Source organism: Azospirillum sp. FG154 (genome assembly GCF_057809575.1).
Genome location: NZ_JBMDKF010000001.1, coordinates 281525 through 300367, shown reverse-complemented (window position 1 = coordinate 300367; position 18843 = coordinate 281525). Strand labels below are relative to the sequence as shown.

Annotated in this window: 17 protein-coding genes; 14 read left to right on the top strand and 3 right to left on the bottom strand. The window is 66.5% G+C overall.

Annotated elements, in window-relative coordinates; genetic code table 11:
* Positions 1–16: 16 nt before the first annotated feature.
* The 7 genes from infB (at position 17) to ACODS4_RS01415 (ending at position 8804) form a co-directional block, all read left to right on the top strand.
* Entirely contained in the window at positions 17–2866 is a 2850-nt protein-coding gene (gene infB / locus ACODS4_RS01445; protein WP_488859991.1) for a translation initiation factor IF-2, read from the top strand.
* Positions 2867–2957: 91 nt separating this feature from the next.
* Positions 2958–3155, top strand: coding sequence for a hypothetical protein (locus ACODS4_RS01440; protein ID WP_488859989.1), 198 nt, complete (start codon positions 2958–2960; stop codon positions 3153–3155).
* Between the two features lie 153 nt (positions 3156–3308).
* The gene (rbfA, locus tag ACODS4_RS01435; protein WP_488859987.1) at positions 3309–3890 is read left to right on the top strand and encodes a 30S ribosome-binding factor RbfA; all 582 of its coding nucleotides are present in this window, start codon (positions 3309–3311) and stop codon (positions 3888–3890) included.
* On the top strand, positions 3880–4818 hold the full coding sequence (gene truB, locus ACODS4_RS01430) for a tRNA pseudouridine(55) synthase TruB (protein WP_488859985.1): 939 nt from the start codon (positions 3880–3882) through the stop codon (positions 4816–4818). The genes rbfA and truB overlap by 11 nt, the downstream gene beginning before the upstream one ends.
* A gap of 17 nt (positions 4819–4835) precedes the next feature.
* Positions 4836–5105, top strand: a complete 270-nt coding sequence (gene rpsO, locus ACODS4_RS01425) for a 30S ribosomal protein S15 (protein ID WP_119831611.1) — start codon at positions 4836–4838, stop codon at positions 5103–5105.
* A 312-nt stretch (positions 5106–5417) separates the two neighbouring features.
* Positions 5418–7529 (top strand): polyribonucleotide nucleotidyltransferase, encoded by a 2112-nt coding sequence (gene pnp, locus ACODS4_RS01420; RefSeq protein ID WP_488859983.1) that lies wholly within the window; start codon positions 5418–5420, stop codon positions 7527–7529.
* Positions 7530–7787: 258 nt separating this feature from the next.
* Positions 7788–8804, top strand: a complete 1017-nt coding sequence (locus tag ACODS4_RS01415; protein ID WP_488859981.1) for a transporter substrate-binding domain-containing protein — start codon at positions 7788–7790, stop codon at positions 8802–8804.
* A gap of 47 nt (positions 8805–8851) precedes the next feature.
* Here ACODS4_RS01415 and dut read toward each other — a convergent pair whose 3' ends face one another.
* A complete protein-coding gene (gene dut, locus ACODS4_RS01410) occupies positions 8852–9316 on the bottom strand; it encodes a dUTP diphosphatase (protein WP_488859979.1) in 465 nt (154 codons plus the stop codon).
* Between the two features lie 31 nt (positions 9317–9347).
* Complete coding sequence (coaBC, locus tag ACODS4_RS01405; RefSeq protein WP_488859977.1) at positions 9348–10577, bottom strand: bifunctional phosphopantothenoylcysteine decarboxylase/phosphopantothenate--cysteine ligase CoaBC; 1230 nt, start codon at positions 10575–10577, stop codon at positions 9348–9350.
* Positions 10578–10840: 263 nt separating this feature from the next.
* On the opposite strand from coaBC, the gene ACODS4_RS01400 reads away from it, so the two are divergent.
* Positions 10841–12253 carry a sigma-54-dependent transcriptional regulator gene (locus ACODS4_RS01400; RefSeq protein ID WP_488859975.1) on the top strand — a complete coding sequence of 471 codons (1413 nt, stop codon included), beginning with the start codon at positions 10841–10843 and terminating at the stop codon, positions 12251–12253.
* 178 nt (positions 12254–12431) lie between these two features.
* Here ACODS4_RS01400 and ACODS4_RS01395 read toward each other — a convergent pair whose 3' ends face one another.
* Complete coding sequence (locus tag ACODS4_RS01395) at positions 12432–13229, bottom strand: response regulator (RefSeq protein WP_488859973.1); 798 nt, start codon at positions 13227–13229, stop codon at positions 12432–12434.
* 244 nt (positions 13230–13473) lie between these two features.
* On the opposite strand from ACODS4_RS01395, the gene trpB reads away from it, so the two are divergent.
* Genes trpB through ACODS4_RS01365 form a run of 6 tightly spaced genes read left to right on the top strand, consistent with a single transcriptional unit; the run spans position 13474 to position 18836 of the window.
* The gene (gene trpB, locus ACODS4_RS01390; RefSeq protein ID WP_488859971.1) at positions 13474–14691 is read left to right on the top strand and encodes a tryptophan synthase subunit beta; all 1218 of its coding nucleotides are present in this window, start codon (positions 13474–13476) and stop codon (positions 14689–14691) included.
* Positions 14688–15542, top strand: a complete 855-nt coding sequence (trpA, locus tag ACODS4_RS01385; RefSeq protein WP_488859969.1) for a tryptophan synthase subunit alpha — start codon at positions 14688–14690, stop codon at positions 15540–15542. Before trpB ends, trpA begins: the two co-directional genes overlap by 4 nt.
* 40 nt (positions 15543–15582) lie before the next feature.
* A complete protein-coding gene (locus ACODS4_RS01380; protein ID WP_488859967.1) occupies positions 15583–16050 on the top strand; it encodes a hypothetical protein in 468 nt (155 codons plus the stop codon).
* A complete protein-coding gene (locus tag ACODS4_RS01375; protein ID WP_488859965.1) occupies positions 16047–16514 on the top strand; it encodes a hypothetical protein in 468 nt (155 codons plus the stop codon). Before ACODS4_RS01380 ends, ACODS4_RS01375 begins: the two co-directional genes overlap by 4 nt.
* Entirely contained in the window at positions 16511–17467 is a 957-nt protein-coding gene (gene accD / locus ACODS4_RS01370) for an acetyl-CoA carboxylase, carboxyltransferase subunit beta (protein ID WP_488859963.1), read from the top strand. Before ACODS4_RS01375 ends, accD begins: the two co-directional genes overlap by 4 nt.
* Positions 17468–17525: 58 nt before the next feature.
* Entirely contained in the window at positions 17526–18836 is a 1311-nt protein-coding gene (locus ACODS4_RS01365; protein ID WP_488859961.1) for a bifunctional folylpolyglutamate synthase/dihydrofolate synthase, read from the top strand.
* Positions 18837–18843: the final 7 nt, after the last annotated feature.

Below are 18843 nucleotides of genomic sequence, written 5' to 3'. Positions count from 1 at the left end.
GACCATTCGGGAACCGATGACCGACAGCAACGACCAGGACCAGAAGAAAGTCTTGCACCTCTCCGGCTCCGGCAAAGGGAAGCTGGAGTCGAAGAAGCCGGTCGAGACCCAGGTCCGGCAGAGCTTCTCCCATGGCCGGTCTAAAGCGGTGACCGTGGAGGTCAAGCGCAAGCGTCACGTAGAAAAGGGCGCCGTCCCCGGCATCGCCGATGGCGGCGCCGCCGCTCGTCAGGCCGCCCAGGGCTTGCCCATTCGTGGCGCGGCCGGTCAACGACCGCGTGGCGGCGCCCCCACGGGCGGCCGCAAACTGACCAGCGAGGAGTTGGAATCCCGCATGCGCGCCCTGCGTGGCGCCGTGCAGGAGGAAGAGCAGCGCCGCATCGACGCCGAGGACGAAGCCGTCCGCGCCGAGGCCGCCGCCGCCGAAGCGGTTGAAGCCGCCGCCGCCGCCGAGGCCGCGCCGCCCCCCGCCCCCGTTGAAGAAATCGCCCCGATCATCCGAGACGCCGAGACCCTCCGCCAGCGCGAGCTGGAAGAGATGCGCGCGATTCAGGAAGAGGAGCGCAAGGTCGCCGAGGAGGCCGAGCGCCGCCGCAAGGAAGAAGAGGCCCGCCGCAAGGAAGCCGAAGAGGCCAAGCGCCGCGAAGCCGAACCGGCTCCGCGCCGCGAGGCCGCTGGCGGTCGTGATGGCCGTGACGGCGGCAGCCGAGACGGCGGCGCGGGCGCTCGCCCCGCTGGCGTCGGTCCGTCCCGTTCGGGCGGCGATTCACGCCCCGGCTCGTCCGCCGCTCCGGCGCGTCCCGGCGGCACGGACAACGCCCGCCCCGCGCCCGGCGCGTCCGCCGCCCCGGCCCGCGCCGAGGACGAGGACGACAACCGCCGCAAGGGTGGCCGCAGCGGTCCTGGTGGTCCGGCGAAGGCCGCGCCCGCCCGTCCCGCCGCGAAGGCGCCGGTCGGCGGCGATCGCCGCAAGGGGTCGAAGATGACCGTGTCGCAGGCGCTCAGCGACGATGGCAGCGACCGCACCCGGTCGCTGGCCGCCGTCCGCCGCGCCCGTGAACGCGAACGTCTTCGCCTGATGAGCCGTCAGGAGACGGCGAAGGTGACGCGCGACGTCGTGTTGCCGGAAGTCATCACCGTGCAGGAACTCGCCAACCGTATGGCCGAGCGTGGCGCGGACGTCATCAAGGCGCTGATGCGCATGGGCGTCATGGCCACGATCAACCAGCCGATCGACGCGGACACCGCCGAACTGCTGATTACCGAATTCGGCCACCGCGTGCGCCGCGTGTCGGAATCGGACGTCGAAATCGGTCTGCGCGCCGACGAGGAGGCGGATGCCGTTCTGGTGTCGCGTCCCCCGGTCGTCACGATCATGGGCCACGTCGACCACGGCAAAACCTCTCTGCTCGACGCGCTGCGCCAGACCGACGTGGTGTCGGGCGAGGCCGGCGGCATCACCCAGCACATCGGCGCCTATCAGGTGACGTTGGAGTCGGGCGCCAAGATCACCTTCATCGACACCCCCGGCCACGCCGCCTTCACCGAGATGCGCGCCCGTGGCGCCAACGTCACGGACGTGGTGGTGCTGGTGGTGGCGGCGAACGACGGCGTCATGCCGCAGACCATCGAAGCCATCCGCCACGCCAAGGCGGCCAAGGTTCCGATCATCGTCGCCATCAACAAGTGCGATCTGCCCGACGCCAAGCCGGAACGGGTCCGTCAGGAACTGCTCCAGCATGAGCTGGTGGTGGAAGAGATGGGCGGCGACGTGCTCGACGTCGAGGTGTCGGCCAAGGCCAAGCGGAACCTGAACAAGCTGGAAGAGGCGATCCTTCTTCAGGCCGAAATTCTGGAACTCCGCGCCAACGCCAACCGCAGCGCCGAAGGCGTCGTCATCGAGGCGAAGCTGGAGCGTGGCCGTGGTTCGGTCGCCACCGTGCTGGTCCAGCGCGGCACGCTGAAGGTCGGCGACGTGTTCGTCACCGGCGCCGAATGGGGCCGCGTCCGCGCCCTCATCAACGACCGTGGCCAGAACGTCACCGAGGCCGGCCCCGCCGTCCCGGTGGAGGTGTTGGGCCTGAACGGCACGCCGATGGCGGGCGACGACTTCTCGGTCGTCGAAACCGAAGCGCGCGCCCGTGAAATCGCCGAATTCCGTCAGCGCAAGAAGCGCGAAGCGACGGTGGCGGCGACGGCGCGCGGCTCGTTGCAGGACATGTTCAGCCGCATCCAGGCGGGCGAAGCCAAGGAACTGCCGGTCGTCATCAAGGGCGACGTGCAGGGGTCGATCGAAGCCATCGCCAGCTCGCTGGAGAAGCTCACGGCCGAAAACACCGAGGTCAAGGTCCGCGTTCTGCACAACTCGGTCGGCGCGATCAACGAATCCGACATCACGCTCGCCAACGCGTCGAACGCGATGATTATCGGCTTCAACGTCCGCGCCAACCCGCAGGCCCGCGACATGGCCAAGCGGGACGGGGTGGAAATCCGCTACTACTCGATCATCTACAACGTGATCGACGATGTGAAGGCGGCGCTGACCGGCCTGCTGTCGCCGACGTTGCGGGAACGCTTCATCGGTTACGCGACGATCCGCGAGGTCTTCAACATCACCAAGGTCGGCAAGGTCGCCGGTTGTATGGTCACGCAAGGCACCGTCAAGCGCGGCGCCGGCGTCCGACTGCTGCGCGACAACGTCGTCATCCACGAAGGCACGCTCAAGACGCTCAAGCGTTTCAAGGACGAAGTCAAAGACGTCCGCGAGGGTTACGAGTGCGGCATGGCCTTCGAGAATTACGACAACATCCTGCCGGGCGATCAGATCGAAGCCTTCGAGATCGAGGAAATCGCCCGCGAGCTGTAAAGCCAAGCGGGTTTGGATCGCCCGCCCGCCCTTGGTTGTCTCAACCAGGGGCGGGCGGGTTTTCCGCATCCTTATCGGAAGGGCGTGACGCATGGACCGGGCGCCGCTGTCGGAAACGCTGATTTCATCCAAACCTTCCGTTCGCTTTGGCCTTGCCAAAGGGTTGATTTGGATCGCCGACGATTTTGATGATCCCTTGCCCGAGGACCTTCTTAAGAGTTTTTACGGTCTGGCTCTTGATGAGGATTGGCCGGAGTTGACCTTGCAAGAGTCCTCCGCACCCGCGTGACCTGCTGCGAAACACACGCTCTTCGCCCTGGTCAGCGCCGACCGAATGGTCACACTTTATGACGCGCCGGTTCTCTGGTCCTGAACCCCGGTTCCGGTTCCGCGATCCACAGCCGTCCGACACGACACGACAGCGACGAAAGACGAACACCCCATGGCGAGCAAGAAGCGCAGCGCGGTCAACGCCGGAAAACCCCCGTCCCAGCGGCAATTGCGCGTCGGCGAAGAACTGCGCCACGCTCTGGCCGATCTGTTCCGTCGGGGGGATTTCTACGACCCGGAATTGTCCTCTTTCAACATCACCATCACCGAGGTGCGGATCAGCCCCGATCTGAGCAACGCCACGGTGTTCTTCGCCACGCTGGGCGGCGGTCAGATGGAAGAGGCGTCGGTGGCTCTGCGCCGGGCGGCGGCCTTCCTGCGTGGGCAAGTCGCCCGCATGGTCAATCTGCGCCACGCCCCGACCCTGGTCTTTGAGGGCGACACCTCGTTCGACTACGCCCACCACATCGACACCATCCTGCACAGCCCGGCGGTCGCCCGTGACCTGAGCCGCGTCAACGGCGACGACGACCATGACGACGAGGAGGATGACGACGATTCGTGGGATGACGAGGAGGACGGCGACGAGTCCCCCGACGACGAGGACGACGACCTCGACCGCGAGAGCGACGAAGACGCCGCCGCGCTGGACGACGAGGACAAGAGCGGCAAGGGCGAGCGTCGTGGCTCGTAAGCGCAAGGGCGAGCCGATCCATGGCTGGATCGTGCTCGACAAGCCCGAAGGCATCAGCTCGACTCAGGCGCTGTCCAAGGTGCGGCGCCTGTTGAACGCGGAAAAGGCCGGTCACGGCGGCACGCTCGACCCGCTGGCCACCGGCATTCTGCCCATCGCGCTGGGCGAGGCGACCAAGACCGTCTCCTACGCGATGGACGGGGCCAAGACCTACCGTTTTTCCGTGCGCTGGGGCGAACGCACCAGCACCGACGACCGCGAAGGCGAGGTGATCGACCGTTCGACCCTGCGCCCGACCGTCGACGCGATCAACGCCGCCCTGCCCGCTTTTTTGGGCGAGATCGACCAGGTGCCGCCGCAATATTGCGCCATCAAGATCGACGGCGAGCGCGCCTATGACATCGCGCGCGAGGGCGACGTGGTGGATCTGGCCTCGCGCCGGGTGCGCATCGACCGCTTCGATTTGGTCGAGATCATCGACGACGACCACGCGCTGTTCGAGGTGGATTGCGGCAAGGGCACCTATGTGCGCTCGCTGGCCCGCGATCTGGCCGAAGCCTTGGGCACGGTCGGCCATGTGGCGCTGTTGCGCCGCCTGCGCGTCGGCTCCTTCACCCTGGACAACGCGATTTCCCTGGACGAATTGGCGGGCTTGGAGCAAGGTGCCGCCGTCGAACGACTTCTGTTGCCGATCGAGACCGCGCTGGACGACATCCCGGCGCTGGCCCTGACCGAAGCGGAAGCGCACCGACTGAGACACGGCCAGACGGTGGCTCTCCTCACCCGACAAGACCGCGAACGCCTGGAGGCGCTTCGCGGGGCTGTTGGTGGGGATGGCGCTGTCATTGCGCTTTTCGGCGGAAAGCCGGTGGCGCTGGCGCGGGTCGAGGGGGCGGAGGTCCGTCCGGTGCGCGTGCTCAACCTCTGAACATTTAGGAGACCCCGATGTCGATTACGCCCGAGCGCAAGCAAGAGCTGATTAAGGAATATTCGCGCGGTGAAGCCGACACCGGCTCGCCCGAGGTCCAGGTTTCGATCCTGACCGAGCGGATCAGCAACCTGACTGAACACCTGAAGGGCCACAAGAAGGACTTCCACTCCCGCCGTGGTCTGCTGGTGATGGTTGGTCAGCGTCGTCGTCTTCTTGATTACCTCAAGAAGAAGGACCAGTCCCGTTACGCCACGCTCATCGAGCGTCTGGGCCTGCGTCGTTGATCGACGCGCCGTTCAGCCTGTGACCGGATGCAACGCCCTGACCAGCCATCGCCTCGCCGCGCCTTCGGGTTCCGGCGGGCGCGGTGCGCCGGTTGGGGCGTCGTTCGTTTTTGGAAGCGCGCATTTTTTTGTGTCATTGGTGTTTAGAGCTTTGTGAGGAACAGGCCGGCCCGATGCCTCGGGAACCGGCCTTTTTCACGCCAATTCTCTGATGTTTCGACAATCATAATCTCTGCGGGGCCTTACGACTGGCGGCCCTGGCTCTGGGCGGCAATCCGGCCGTCTCGGGTGTCGGATGGAAGGAAAGACTCAATGTTTACTGTGCATCGTAAAGAAATCGAATGGGGCGGTCGCAAGCTGGTCATGGAGACGGGCAAGATCGCTCGTCAGGCCAATGGCGCCGTGCTGGTGACGTATGGCGACACCACCGTCCTGTGCACCGCCGTCGCCGCCAAGGCGCCGAAGCCGGGCATCGATTTCTTCCCGCTGACGGTCAATTATCAGGAAAAGGCGTTCGCCGCTGGCAAGATCCCCGGCGGGTTCTTCAAGCGCGAAGGCCGTCCGACGGAAAAGGAAACGTTGGTCAGCCGTCTGATCGACCGGCCGATCCGTCCGCTGTTCGCCGAGGGCTTCCGCAACGAAACCCAGGTGGTTTGCACCGTTCTCAGCCATGATCTGGAAAATGATCCGGACATCGTCGCGATGGTCGGCGCGTCCGCCGCGCTGACGATTTCGGGCGTTCCGTTCCTCGGCCCGATTGGCGCGGCGCGCGTTGGTTACAAGAATGGCCAGTACATTCTGAACCCGACCGCCGACGAGATCGCCGACACCGACCTGAACCTCGTCGTCGCCGGGACCACCGAAGGCGTGCTGATGGTCGAGTCGGAAGCCAAGGAGCTGACCGAAGAGGTCATGCTGGGCGCCGTCATGTTCGGCCACACGAACTTCCAGCCGGTCATCGAGGCGATCATCGACCTCGCCGAACTGGCGGCGAAGGAGCCGTGGGATCTGCCGGAACCCGCCTATGACCGCAAGGCCCTGAAGGCCCGTCTGCGCGACGTCGTCGGCGCCGCCGTCGAGGCCGCCTACACGGAAACCGTCAAGCAGTCGCGCTATGAAAAGGTCGGCGCCGCCAAGGCGAAGGCCCTGGAGACGCTGGCGGGCGAGTATGAGGCCCAGCAGATCGGCACCGAATTCAAGGAGCTTGAGGCCGACATCCTGCGCGGCGCGGTTCTGAAGACCGGTCGCCGCATCGATGGCCGCGACACCAAGACGGTCCGCCCGATCGTGTCGGAAGTCGGCGTTCTGCCGCGCGCCCACGGTTCGGCCCTGTTCACCCGTGGCGAAACCCAGGCGCTGGTCGTGACCACGCTCGGCACCAGCCAGGACGAGCAGATCATCGACGCGCTGGAAGGCGAATACCGCGAACATTTCATGCTGCACTACAACTTCCCTCCGTATTCGGTGGGTGAAGCGGGCCGCATGGGATCGCCGGGTCGTCGTGAAATCGGTCACGGCAAGCTGGCGTGGCGCGCCATCCATCCCCTGCTGCCGAAGAAGGAAGACTTCCCCTACACCCTGCGCGTGGTGTCGGAAGTCACCGAGTCGAACGGCTCCTCCTCAATGGCGACCGTTTGCGGCACCTCGCTGTCGCTGATGGACGCGGGCGCGCCGCTGCTGCGTCCGGTGGCGGGCATCGCCATGGGCCTCATCAAGGAAGACCACGCCTTCGCGGTTCTGTCGGACATTCTGGGTGACGAAGATCACCTGGGCGACATGGACTTCAAGGTGGCGGGCACCGAGGTCGGCGTCACCGCGTTGCAGATGGACATCAAGATCACCTCGATCACCGAGGAGATCATGAAGATCGCGTTGGGTCAGGCCAAGGATGGCCGCCTGCACATTCTCGGCGAAATGTCGAAGGCGCTGACCGGCGCCCGCGACGGCGTCAACGAGAACGCCCCGCGCATCACCGTCATCAACATCCCCAAGGAAAAGATCCGCGACGTGATCGGTTCCGGCGGCAAGGTGATCCGCGAGATCGTCGAGCAGACCGGCGCCAAGATCGACATCGACGACGACGGCACCGTCAAGGTGTCGGCGGTGGACCAGAAGAAGGCCGAAGCGGCCATCGAATGGATCAAGGGCATCGTCGCCGAGCCGGAAATGAACGTCGTCTACACCGGCAAGGTCGTGAAGGTCGTCGATTTCGGCGCCTTCGTGAACTTCCTGGGGTCGCGCGACGGTCTCGTTCACATCTCGGAACTGTCGCCGCAGCGCGTCGCCAAGGTGGCGGACGTCGTGTCGCAGGGCGATTCGGTCAAGGTCAAGGTCATCGGCTTCGACGATCGCGGCAAGGTCAAGCTGTCGATGAAGCAGGTCGATCAGGCCACCGGCGAAGACCTGACCAAGAAGGCGGAATGATCCGCTGATTGGTCTGGCCTGGGGGCTTCGGCCCCCCGCGCTGACAGGTTTTGGAAAGGGCGCCTCCCCTGCGGGAGGCGCCCTTTTCCGTTTGGCCGCGACGCGATCGGCCAAGTCCTGGATGGGGCGGCGTTAATCAGTGTTTCACCGTGCTGAACATAGATTGGACGCAGCGCTCATCGCGCGCGCGTTCGCGCGGCGGGGTTCCCTTGGCGGTCTCACGCAATCACAGCGTCTTTTTTCGGGGATGGCGGACTGATGACGATCCGAATCCTGGTGATTCTGCTGCTGTCCCTGTGCGTCGTGACAAGCGGTTCGGCGGGAACGTTGGAGCAGGCGCGTCAAGCGGGGGTGTTGCGTTGCGGCGTGGCGCCCAGCGGTTTGGGCTTGTCCACGCTGGACGAGGCTGGGGTGTGGCGCGGCTTGTTCCCCGACATGTGCCGCGCCTTGGCCGTCGCCACGTTGGGCAAGGCCGAGGCCGTGGCCTTTGTTGAGGTTGGCGCTGAAAACCGCTTCGCCGTTCTGCGCGACCGCGCGGTCGATGTGGTGATGGACGCGACGACCTGGACGCAGGAACGCGAACGCGGCCAGGGGGTCGCCTTTCCCGTCGTCTATCTGTTCGACGGCCAAGCCCTGATGGTTCACCGCTCGCTGAAAATCGCGACGCTGGCCCAAGCCGGGACGGCGAGCGTTTGCGTGGTCGATGGGACCACGGCGGCCAGCAGCCTGGAAAGCTGGATCAGCCGCAACGCCGCCCAGTTGGTCGTCAAGCGGGCGCGCTCCACCGAAGGGGCGCTGGGCGCCTTCTTCAACCATCATTGCGACCTGTACACGGGCCATCGTCTCGCCTTGTACGGCCAACGGGCGCAAAGCGCGCCGAACGCCGGGGACTATCTGATTTTGCCTGACATCATCACCCGGGAACCGCTGGCCCCCATGGTGCGCGGCGATGATCGGGGGTGGGAGGCCATCGTGCGCTGGATGGTGCTGGCGCTGCTGGCGGCGGAGGAAAAGGGCGTCACCAGCGCCAACGCCGCCGCCCAAAAAAGCCTTGGCGACGCCGAAACCCGCCGCCTGTTGGGGAGCAGTCCGGGATTTGGTCAGGATCTGGGGTTGGACGATGATTGGGCGCTGCGGATGGTCGGGAAAATTGGCAATTATGGCGAGATTTTCGAGCGGAATTTGGGCCGCAGCTCAGGGTTGCGGGTCGAACGCGGGGCCAACGCCCTGTGGAACGCCGGCGGCCTGCTCTACGCGCCGCCCTTGGGCGGGTAGATTGGGCGGCTAGATTGAGCGGCTGACACGCCTCTCGTCTTTCCGGTTCAGGCGATTCCGGTGGAGCCGAAGCCACCCGCGCCGCGTTCGGTTGCGTCCAGTGTGGCGACCTCGACCAGCCGCGCCTGGGGGGCGCGGGCGATCACGCCCTGGGCGATGCGGTCGCCATGGGCGATGGCGAAGGGGTCGCTTCCCAGATTGACCAGACAGACGCCGACCGGGCCGCGATAGTCGCTGTCCACCGTGCCGGGGCTGTTCAGCACGGTGACGCCGTTCTTCACCGCCAGACCGGAACGCGGGCGGATCTGCATCTCCCACCCCGGCGGCACGGCGACGGCGAAGCCGGTCTGCACCAAAAGCCGCTGGCCGGGATCGAGCCGCAGGGTTTCTCCCGCTGGAACGGCGGCGCGCAGATCGAACCCCGCCGCCCCGGCGGTGGCGTAGGCGGGGACGGGCAGATCCGCGTTGCCGGGAAGACGCAGGAAGGAAATCACGGGGGTGTCGGCGGTCATCGGCGGAACGTCTCCGGTCAGGGCGGGCGGATCAGGGCGCGGGTGTTTGGAAATGAGCGGCGATGGCCTCGGCCAGTCGGGCGCCGACGGCGTCCTTGCCCATGGTCGGCCACGCCTCCGCCCCGTCGGCGCGGATGAGGTGGACGGTGTTGTCGGCCCCGCCAAAGGTGGTGGTGCCGAGCGAGACGTCGTTGGCGACGATCCAGTCGCAGCCCTTGCGGGCGCGCTTGGCCGTGGCGTAGGCCACGACGTCGCCGGTTTCCGCCGCGAAGCCGACGACCAGCGCCGGGCGGCGCGGCCCGGCCTGCGACAGGGTGGCGAGGATGTCGGGGTTTTCGGTCAGGGACAGGCTGGGCGGGCCGCCGCCGTCCTTTTTCAGCTTGCGGTCCGACGTTCCGGCGACCCGCCAATCGGCGACCGCCGCCGCGCAAACGGCGATGTCCACCGGCAGGGCGGCCTCGCAGGCGGTCAGCATCTCGCGCGCCGTTTCGATGGCGACCACGGCGCAGCCCGGCGGGTCGGGCAGCCGGGTCGGGCCGCTGACCAGGGTGACGGCGGCCCCCAGCCGGGCCAGCGCCTCGGCGATGGCGTGGCCTTGTTTGCCGGACGAGCGGTTGGCGATGTAGCGCACCGGGTCGATGGGTTCGTGCGTCGGGCCGCTCGTCACCAAGGCGCGTTTGCCCGACAATGGTCTATAGGCCAAGGCGGCGAAATGGGCGGCGATAGCGTCGATGATCTCCATCGGTTCGGCCATGCGGCCCGGCCCGAACTCGTTGCAGGCCATCACCCCGTCGTTGGGGCCGACGCGCCGCACGCCGCGACGCTCCAACCGGGCCATGTTGTCCTGCGTCGCCGGATGTTCCCACATGCGGACGTTCATCGCCGGGGCGACCAACACCGGCTTGTCGGTGGCGAGCAGGACGGTGGCGGCCAGATCGTCGGCCATGCCCGCCGCCATGCGGGCCAGCAGATCGGCGGTGGCGGGGGCGACGACGACCAAATCGGCCTCGCGCGACAGGCGGATGTGCCCCATCTCCGATTCGTCGGTCAGCGACCACAGATCGCGGTAAACCGTGTCCTCGGTCAGCGCCTGGACCGACAGCGGGGTGACGAAGCGGGCGCCCGCCTCCGTCAACACCGCGCGGACGCGGACGCCGCGTTCGCGCAGGCGGCGGATTAGGTCAAGGCACTTGTAAGCGGCGATGCCGCCCGCGATCACCAGCAGGACGCGCTTGCCGGACAAACTGGCGTGATCGACCATGGCCCTACCCCATCTTCCCGGTTGGTTCGGGGGTTGCCCCGACCCGTTGCAGATAGTCCATCGCGCCGACCGCGACAAGCGGCGTCCGGTCTCGCCTCCCTCCGCGCCGCTTCCCAGGCGCTGACCCGACGCAGCAATCTTGCCGATCACGGTTTCGTCTGTTTCATCAGCGTTAACGATTGTGCAGGGTGGGTTTTCACAAAATATCTGCTAGACATGGAACGCGAAGCGTTTTCCTCTCCACCACAGCGTGCCGATTCCGCATGCCCATTGGCCCCATTCCCGTTCTGCTCATCGAAGACACGCCGTCGTTGGCGCGCGTCTACGCGGAATTCCTGAAGAAGGAAGCCTACACCGTCGTCGCGGTGGAGACGGGCGCCGCCGCCATCGAGCAACTGGCCGACGGCGCGCCCAAGGTGGTGCTGCTCGACCTTCAGCTTCCCGACATGAACGGGATGGAGGTGCTGAAGCGGATCAACGCCCAGGCCCTGCCCTGCGCCGTCATCGTCATCACCGCCCACGGGTCGGTGAACGCGGCGGTGGAGGCGATGCGTTACGGCGCCTACGACTTCCTGGTCAAGCCATTCTCGGCGGATCGGCTGGTCGTCACCGTGCGCAACGCGGTGGAGCGGCTGCGGCTGGCCCAGATCGTCGACAGCTTTGAACAGGATCTGGGGCGCGCGCGTTATCACGGCTTCATCGGCTCGTCGCTGGCGATGCAGGCGGTCTATCGGATCGTCGACAGCGCCGCCTCGTCGCGCGCCACCGTCTTCATCACCGGCGAATCCGGCACCGGCAAAGAGGTCTGCGCCGAGGCCATTCACCGGCAGAGCCAGCGGTCGGGCCGCCCCTTCATCGCCATCAATTGCGGCGCGATCCCCAAAGATCTCATGGAAAGCGAGATCTTCGGCCATGTGAAAGGCTCCTTCACCGGGGCGGTGGCCGACCGCGAGGGCGCGGCGGCGCGGGCCGACGGCGGCACCCTGTTCCTGGACGAAATTTGCGAGCTGGCGCCGGACCTGCAAACCAAGCTGCTGCGCTTCATCCAGACCGGCACCTACACCCCGGTTGGCGGGTCGCGGTTGGAAAAGGTCGATCTGCGCATCGTCTGCGCCACCAACCGCGACCCCCTGCACGAGGTCGAGGAAGGGCGGTTCCGCGAGGATCTCTATTACCGCCTGCACGTCATCCCGATCCACCTGCCGCCCCTGCGCGAGCGGGAGGACGACGTGCTGGAGATCGCCCGCCATTATCTGGCCGAATTCACGGCGGAAGAGAACAAGGGCTTCACCCATTTCTCGCCGGAAACCGAACAGGCGCTGCGCCATTACCATTGGCCGGGCAATGTCCGGCAGTTGCAGAACGTCGTGCGCATCGTCGCCGTTCTGCACGATGGCGACACGGTTCTGCCGCAGATGCTGCCCGCGCCGCTGGGCGCGCCGGGGCTGATTCCGCTGACGCCGACCGTGTTCGAGGCCGCCGCCCCGGCTCCACGCGCGCCGCAGCCCTTGACGCCCGACGCGATCAAGCCGCTGTGGGAGGTTGAAAAGGACGCCATCGAGGACGCCATCACCGCCTGCGACGGCAACATCCCGCGCGCCGCCGCCCTGTTGCAAATCAGCGCGTCCACCATCTACCGCAAGCGTCTGGCCTGGCAGGCCGAAGGCAAGCTGTAAGGGCTTTCGCCCCGCTTGCTCCCTCCCCGACCCTCCCCCGCTTGTCAGCGGGAGAGGGAGCCTGAAACCTTGTCGGCGTGCGGCGGAGTTCCCTCTCCCGCCAAAGGCGGGGGAGGGTTAGGGAGGGGGAAAACCGTGTTGAAGCTGGCGCCGACGACCGTTCAGGGCAGATAACCGTTCAGGGCAGATAACCGGCGGCGCGGTAGGCGGCGATGGCCTCCTCGGCCAGACGGGGGATGTCGAAGCGCAGCGCCCGCACCTCCGCCGCCGCGTTGGCGCGGCAGGACATTTCCAGGGCGCGGGCGGCCACGCACAGGGCGTGCGCGCCAAAGGTTCCCGCCGTGCTTTTCAGCGTGTGCGCCTCGCGCGTCAGGGCGTCGAGGTCGGGTTCCTGGATGATGCGGATGATGCGGTCCTGCGTTTCCGCCAGAAACTGTTGCAGCACCTCGGCCAGCAAATCATCGTCCAGATCCTGGGCCAACTGGCGCAGCACGTCGAGATCCAGCACCGCGTCGGCGGTTCGATCCAGGGCGGGCGCGCAGGGCGCGGGCGCGCCACGCTGGTCCGCCGGTCGCAGCCAGCAGGCGACGACGCTCAACAACTGGGCGCGCTCCACCGGCTTGGAAACATGGTCGTTCATCCCGGCCTCCCGGCAGCGCAGGCGGTCGGCCTCGTCGGTGTCGGCGGTCATGGCGATCACCGGCGTCTGTCCGGCGGGGCCGGGCAAATCGCGCAGCAGCCGGGTGGCGGTCAAGCCGTCCATCTCCGGCATCGACAGATCCATCAGGATCAGGTCGAATCCGCCGGCCTGCGCCGCCATCACCGCCTCAAGCCCGTTGTTGGCCATCTCCACCCGATAACCGGCGGCGGTCAGAACGGCGTTGACGATCATCTGGTTCAGCGGGCTGTCCTCCACCACCAGGATGCGGCGCGGCGCGGTCGGTTCCGGTTGCGTGGGGGAGAGGGGGGCGGGCATGGGCGGCGCTTTCCGAAAACAGCCGGGGGCGTGGGATTTCACTGTAAGCGCCCGGCCCATGGGCGGCAACGCCGCTTGTCGAGGCCGGAGACCGCCCCATCTCCTGATGCGGCGCCGCGCAACGGTCTGATTTGCGGGATTGATTTCCCCGATGATTGGCCGGACGCTTCAAATCGGCGCTCGTCACCGCTATGGTGACGCCTTTGACGGCGCGTCAACCTCGCTTCAGGCAGTTCCCCAGACGATGACCAGACCCAACACCTACCGCTCCGGTCCCGATGAACAGGGGCATTTCGGCATCTATGGCGGGCGCTACGTCGCCGAAACGCTGATGCCGTTGATCCTCGACGTGGAAAAGGCCTACCGCGAGGCCCGCGCCGATCCTGCCTTTGAAGGCGAGATGCGCCAGCAGCTCAAGCAGTATGTCGGGCGCCCCAACCCGCTCTATTACGCGGAGCGGCTGACGGAGCTGCTGGGCGGCGCCAAGATCTATTTCAAGCGCGAGGAGCTGAACCACACCGGCGCGCACAAGATCAACAACTGCATCGGGCAAATCCTGTTGGCCCGGCGCATGGGCAAGACCCGCATCATCGCCGAAACCGGGGCGGGTCAGCATGGCGTGGCGACGGCGACCGTCTGCGCGCTCTACAACATGCCCTGCGTCATCTACATGGGCGAAACCGACATCGCCCGTCAGGCGCCGAACGTCTTCCGCATGAAGCTTTTGGGGGCGGAGGTTCGCGCCGTCACCTCCGGCGCGAAGACGCTGAAGGACGCGATGAACGAGGCGCTGCGCGATTGGGTGACGAACGTCGCCGACACCTTCTACATCATCGGCACCGCCGCCGGTCCCCACCCCTACCCCAGCATCGTCCGCGATTTCCAATCGGTCATCGGCGACGAGGTCAAGACCCAGATGCAGGAGCAGGAAGGCCGCCTGCCCGATTCGCTGGTCGCCTGCGTCGGCGGCGGATCGAACGCCATCGGCCTGTTCCACCCCTTCCTCGACGATCCGTCGGTTCAGATGATCGCGGTCGAGGCCGCCGGGCGCGGCATCGAGAAGGGGCCGCTCGACCACGCCGCCTCGATCAACGGCGGGCGTCCGGGCGTGCTGCACGGCAACCGCACCTATCTGTTGCAGGACGAGGACGGCCAGATTCTGGAAGGCCATTCGATTTCCGCCGGTCTGGATTACCCCGGCGTCGGCCCGGAACACGCCTGGCTGCACGACGTCGGTCGCGTCGAATACTCCTCGGCCACCGACGCGGCGGCGCTGGAGGCGTTCCAGCTCTGCGCCAAGACCGAGGGCATCATCCCCGCGCTGGAATCCGCCCACGCCATCGCCGAAATCATCAAGCGCGCCCCGACCCTGCCGAAAGACCATCTGATGGTCCTGTGCCTGTCGGGCCGTGGCGACAAGGACATCTTCTCCGTCGCCCAGCATCTGGGAGTCAGCCTGTGAACGCCGTTGCCGAAAGCCGTCCCGCCGAATCGCGAATCGACCGCCGTTTCCAGGCGTTGAAGGCCGAGGGCCGCGCCGGTCTCATCACCTTCATCACGGCGGGCGACCCGGATCCGGCCTCCTGCCAGGCGCTGCTCGATGGGCTGCCCGCCGCCGGGGCGGATTTGATCGAGTTGGGCGTGCCCTTCACCGACCCGATGGCCGACGGCCCGGCGATCCAGGCGTCGTCCCTGCGGGCGCTGGCCGCCGGGATGAGCGTCCGCAAGACGCTGGAACTGGTGCGGAATTTCCGCAAGAAAGACGCCGACACCCCGATCATCCTGATGGGCTACTACAACCCGATCTACGCCTATGGCGTGGACCGTTTCCTGGCGGACGCCAAGGCCGACGGGGTGGACGGCCTCATCATCGTCGATCTGCCGCCGGAAGAGGATGGCGAGCTGTGCGTCCCGGCGCTGAAGGCCGGGGTGAACTTCATCCGCCTGACGACGCCGACCACCGATGAGAAGCGGTTGCCCGCCGTTCTGCAAAACACCTCGGGCTTCATCTATTACGTGTCGATCGCCGGGATCACCGGCACGGCCAGCGCCGCCAACACCGCCGTGGACGCGGCGGTGGCCCGCTTGAAGCGTCACACCGATCTGCCCATCGCCGTCGGCTTTGGCATCAAGACGCCCGCCCAAGCCGCCGAGATCGCGCGCGTCGCCGACGCCGCCGTCGTCGGTTCGGCCATCGTCACCCGTCTGGCCGACGGGCTGGACGAGAGCGGGGCGTTGCGCCCCGGCGTGGTGGAGGATGTGCTGGGCTTCGTCCGCGAGCTGGCCGAGGGCGTGCGCGGGGCGCGGGGGTAGGCTATAGTGAGGGAAGAACTCCGAACGGGAGACCCAAGCCATGGCCTACCAGGAAGTCGATGACGAGCCAGAGCCTAACCTCCTTCCCAGCCGGGAGGAGGTCCTGGCCGAAGTCGCCGACTGGAAACAGCGGATCGACGCGCTTTACCGCGACGTCATCGGTTGGTTGCCGCAGGGTATGGGCTATGAAGCGGATCTGTCATGGGTCGCCCCGGTCTATGAACAAATGCTGCAAGCGCTGGAGCTTCCACCCTACGAGGCGCCGATGCTCCAGATTCGCCGCGATGGCAGACGGGTGCTGATCTTCCGCCCCGATGGGCGTTGGGTGATGTTCACGCGAGGGCGTGTGAGAATCGGCATCGGCAATGACCGCTGGGAGACCCTGCTGGCCAAGGAAGACGACAACGGGCGTCTTCGTTGGGTTTACTGGGATGCGGACAGTTGGAAGCGCGGCGGCGATCCATGGAGCGCCGACATCCTGCACGGGCTTCTTGAGGGCAGGCGGTGAAGCATTTCCACGACGTCGTCGCCGCCTTCACGATCACCAACGCCGATTCCGATCAGCGTGCGCTCAAGGCGATTGCGGACAACGCCGACATCTCCCTGTTGCAGGAGATGCTGAGAAGCAGCACCATCAACCGCCAAGCCTATTTCGTTCTTCTGTTCACCCAGCTTGAGACGGAAGTGAACCGGCTTTGCGAGGATGCAATCCGATCAGGATGCGATTTGCCCGATTGGACTCAACGGCGGGCTTGGGAGGTGCTCCGGCAACGGGGTGTTCGCAACATCCACTTCATGGATCGCGTCGCCCTCCTGACCGACAAGGGCAGGACCGTTTACAAGCTCATCAAAGAGCTTTACGACACCCGCAACAAGATCGCTCACGGCGACCTCCTGACCGAAATCCCCGATGTCGCGGAGACCGCCAAAGACATCGAGCGCATCGCCGTGTCGTTGAAAGGCGTTCCATGAACTGGCTTACCAATTACGTCCGCCCCAAGATCCGCGCCCTCTACGCCCGCAAGGAGGTTCCCGACAACCTCTGGCACAAATGCCCGAGCTGCGAGGCGATGCTGTTCCACCGCGAGCTGGAAGAGAATCTGCATGTCTGCCAGCATTGCGGCTTTCACATGCGGCTCGACCCGATCAAGCGGCTGCAATCGATCTTCGACGACGGCGCCTATGACGGGGTGGAACTGCCCAAGTCGGTCGCCGATCCGCTGAAATTCCGCGATCAGAAGCGCTACACCGACCGCCTGAAAGAGGCGCAGGCCAAGACCGGGCGCACCGACGCCATCGTCGTCGGCAACGGGTTGATCGGCGGGTTGTCCGCCGTGGTCGCCGTCTTTGATTTCGGCTTCATGGGCGGCTCGATGGGCGTCGCCGTCGGCGAAGGGCTGCTGACCGCCGCCAAGCTGGCGGTGGCGAAGAAGGCCCCGTTGATCGTCGTCCCGGCCTCGGGCGGGGCGCGGATGCAGGAAGGCATTCTGTCGCTGATGCAGATGCCGCGCACCACCATCGCGGTGGAGATGGTCAAGGAAGCCGGTCTGCCCTACATCGTCGTGCTGACCGATCCGACGACCGGCGGCGTCACCGCCTCCTTCGCCATGTTGGGCGACATCCACATCGCCGAAAAGGGCGCGCAGATCGGGTTCGCCGGCGCCCGCGTCATCGAAGGCACGATCCGCGAGACTCTGCCCGAGGGTTTCCAGCGGTCGGAATATCTGCTGGAACACGGCATGGTCGACATGGTCGTCCACCGCCGCGACCTGCGCGACACTCTGGTTCGGGTGATCGACCTGTTGACGCAACCCGTCCGCAGCGAGATCGAGGTGATGGACGCCGATTTTGAAGAGGCTCCGGTCGGCAACGCCGTGGTCGTGACGACGGCGTCGTCGTCCCAGCCGGTCGCGGGCGACGACTGACGGCGGACGCGACGGGCAAGAGGGCGCAAGGGACAGCGGGCGCAAGGGACAGGCGGCGATGACCGACTCACACCGTTCCGATCCGGTTCTGGATCGTTTGAAGGGGCTTCATCCGAAGGTCATCGACCTGTCGCTGGACCGGGTTCACCGGCTGCTGGCGGCGTTGGACCATCCCGAACGGCGTTTGCCGCCGGTGGTCCACGTCGCCGGAACCAACGGCAAGGGATCGACCGTCGCCTTCCTGCGCGCCATTCTGGAAGCCGCCGGTCATCGGGTCCATGTCTACACCTCCCCCCATCTGGTGCGCTTTCACGAGCGCATCCGGTTGGCGGGAACCTTGATCGACGACGACCATCTCGCCGCTCTGCTGGAAGAGTGCGAGACGGCCAACGCGGGCGGCCCGATCACTTTTTTCGAGGTGACGACGGTCGCCGCCTTTCTGGCCTTTTCCCGCGTTCCGGCGGACGTCGTGCTGCTGGAAACCGGCCTGGGCGGGCGGCTGGACGCCACCAACGTCATCGACCGGCCCGCCGTGACGGCGATCACCCGCATTTCTTACGATCATCGCCAGTTTCTGGGCGAGTCGCTGATGGAAATCGCCAGCGAGAAGGCTGGCATCTTCAAGCCCGGCGTTCCGGTGGTGATGGCCGAGCAACCGGCGGCGGACGCGCGCAAGGCGCTGAATCTGCGCGCCAACGCCATCAACGCGCCGATCCACGCCTGGACCGCCACGCCGCAGCCGGGCGGCTTCCGTTTTGCCAGCGCGGCGCGGACGCTTGACCTGCCGATGCCCGGCCTGCCCGGCGCGCACCAGATCGGCAACGCCGGTCTGGCGCTGGCGTGTCTGGATCATCTGCCGCTGACGGTGGACGAGGCGGCGATTCGTCGGGGGCTGGCTGCGGTCGAATGGCCCGCCCGTTTGCAACGGCTGACGCGCGGCCCGTTGGCCGAGTCCCTGCCGACGGGGTGGGAGCTGTGGTTGGACGGCGGCCACAATGATTCGGCGGGCGAGGTGCTGGCCCGGCAGGCGGTGGACTGGTCGGAAGCGGATGGCGAACGTTCCGACGGCGCCCGCCCGCTGCTGCTGATCTACGGCATGCTGGCCAGCAAGGATCCGTATGAGTTTCTGGCCCCGCTGGCCCCGTTCGCCCACGCTATGCGCACCGTGGTCATTCCCGGCGAGGAAGCATCCCTGACCGCCGAGGAATCGGCGGAGGCCGGGCGGACCTGCGGCATCGCCGACACGGCGGCGGCGGACAGCGTGGCGGCGGCGCTGGCGGCGTTGGTCGCCGGGCGAAACGGCCCGGCCCGCGTGCTGATCTGCGGCTCGCTCTATCTGGCCGGATCGGTTCTGGCGGAGAATGGCTGAACGGCGT

Coding starts and splice junctions, on each gene's coding strand:
- infB (WP_488859991.1), top strand. CDS start 17: ATGACCGACAGCAACGACCAGGACCAGAAGAAAGTCTTGCACCTCTCC.
- ACODS4_RS01440 (WP_488859989.1), top strand. CDS start 2,958: ATGGACCGGGCGCCGCTGTCGGAAACGCTGATTTCATCCAAACCTTCC.
- rbfA (WP_488859987.1), top strand. CDS start 3,309: ATGGCGAGCAAGAAGCGCAGCGCGGTCAACGCCGGAAAACCCCCGTCC.
- rpsO (WP_119831611.1), top strand. CDS start 4,836: ATGTCGATTACGCCCGAGCGCAAGCAAGAGCTGATTAAGGAATATTCG.
- pnp (WP_488859983.1), top strand. CDS start 5,418: ATGTTTACTGTGCATCGTAAAGAAATCGAATGGGGCGGTCGCAAGCTG.
- ACODS4_RS01415 (WP_488859981.1), top strand. CDS start 7,788: ATGACGATCCGAATCCTGGTGATTCTGCTGCTGTCCCTGTGCGTCGTG.
- dut (WP_488859979.1), bottom strand. CDS start 9,316: ATGACCGCCGACACCCCCGTGATTTCCTTCCTGCGTCTTCCCGGCAAC.
- coaBC (WP_488859977.1), bottom strand. CDS start 10,577: ATGGTCGATCACGCCAGTTTGTCCGGCAAGCGCGTCCTGCTGGTGATC.
- ACODS4_RS01400 (WP_488859975.1), top strand. CDS start 10,841: ATGCCCATTGGCCCCATTCCCGTTCTGCTCATCGAAGACACGCCGTCG.
- ACODS4_RS01395 (WP_488859973.1), bottom strand. CDS start 13,229: ATGCCCGCCCCCCTCTCCCCCACGCAACCGGAACCGACCGCGCCGCGC.
- trpB (WP_488859971.1), top strand. CDS start 13,474: ATGACCAGACCCAACACCTACCGCTCCGGTCCCGATGAACAGGGGCAT.
- ACODS4_RS01380 (WP_488859967.1), top strand. CDS start 15,583: ATGGCCTACCAGGAAGTCGATGACGAGCCAGAGCCTAACCTCCTTCCC.
- accD (WP_488859963.1), top strand. CDS start 16,511: ATGAACTGGCTTACCAATTACGTCCGCCCCAAGATCCGCGCCCTCTAC.
- ACODS4_RS01365 (WP_488859961.1), top strand. CDS start 17,526: ATGACCGACTCACACCGTTCCGATCCGGTTCTGGATCGTTTGAAGGGG.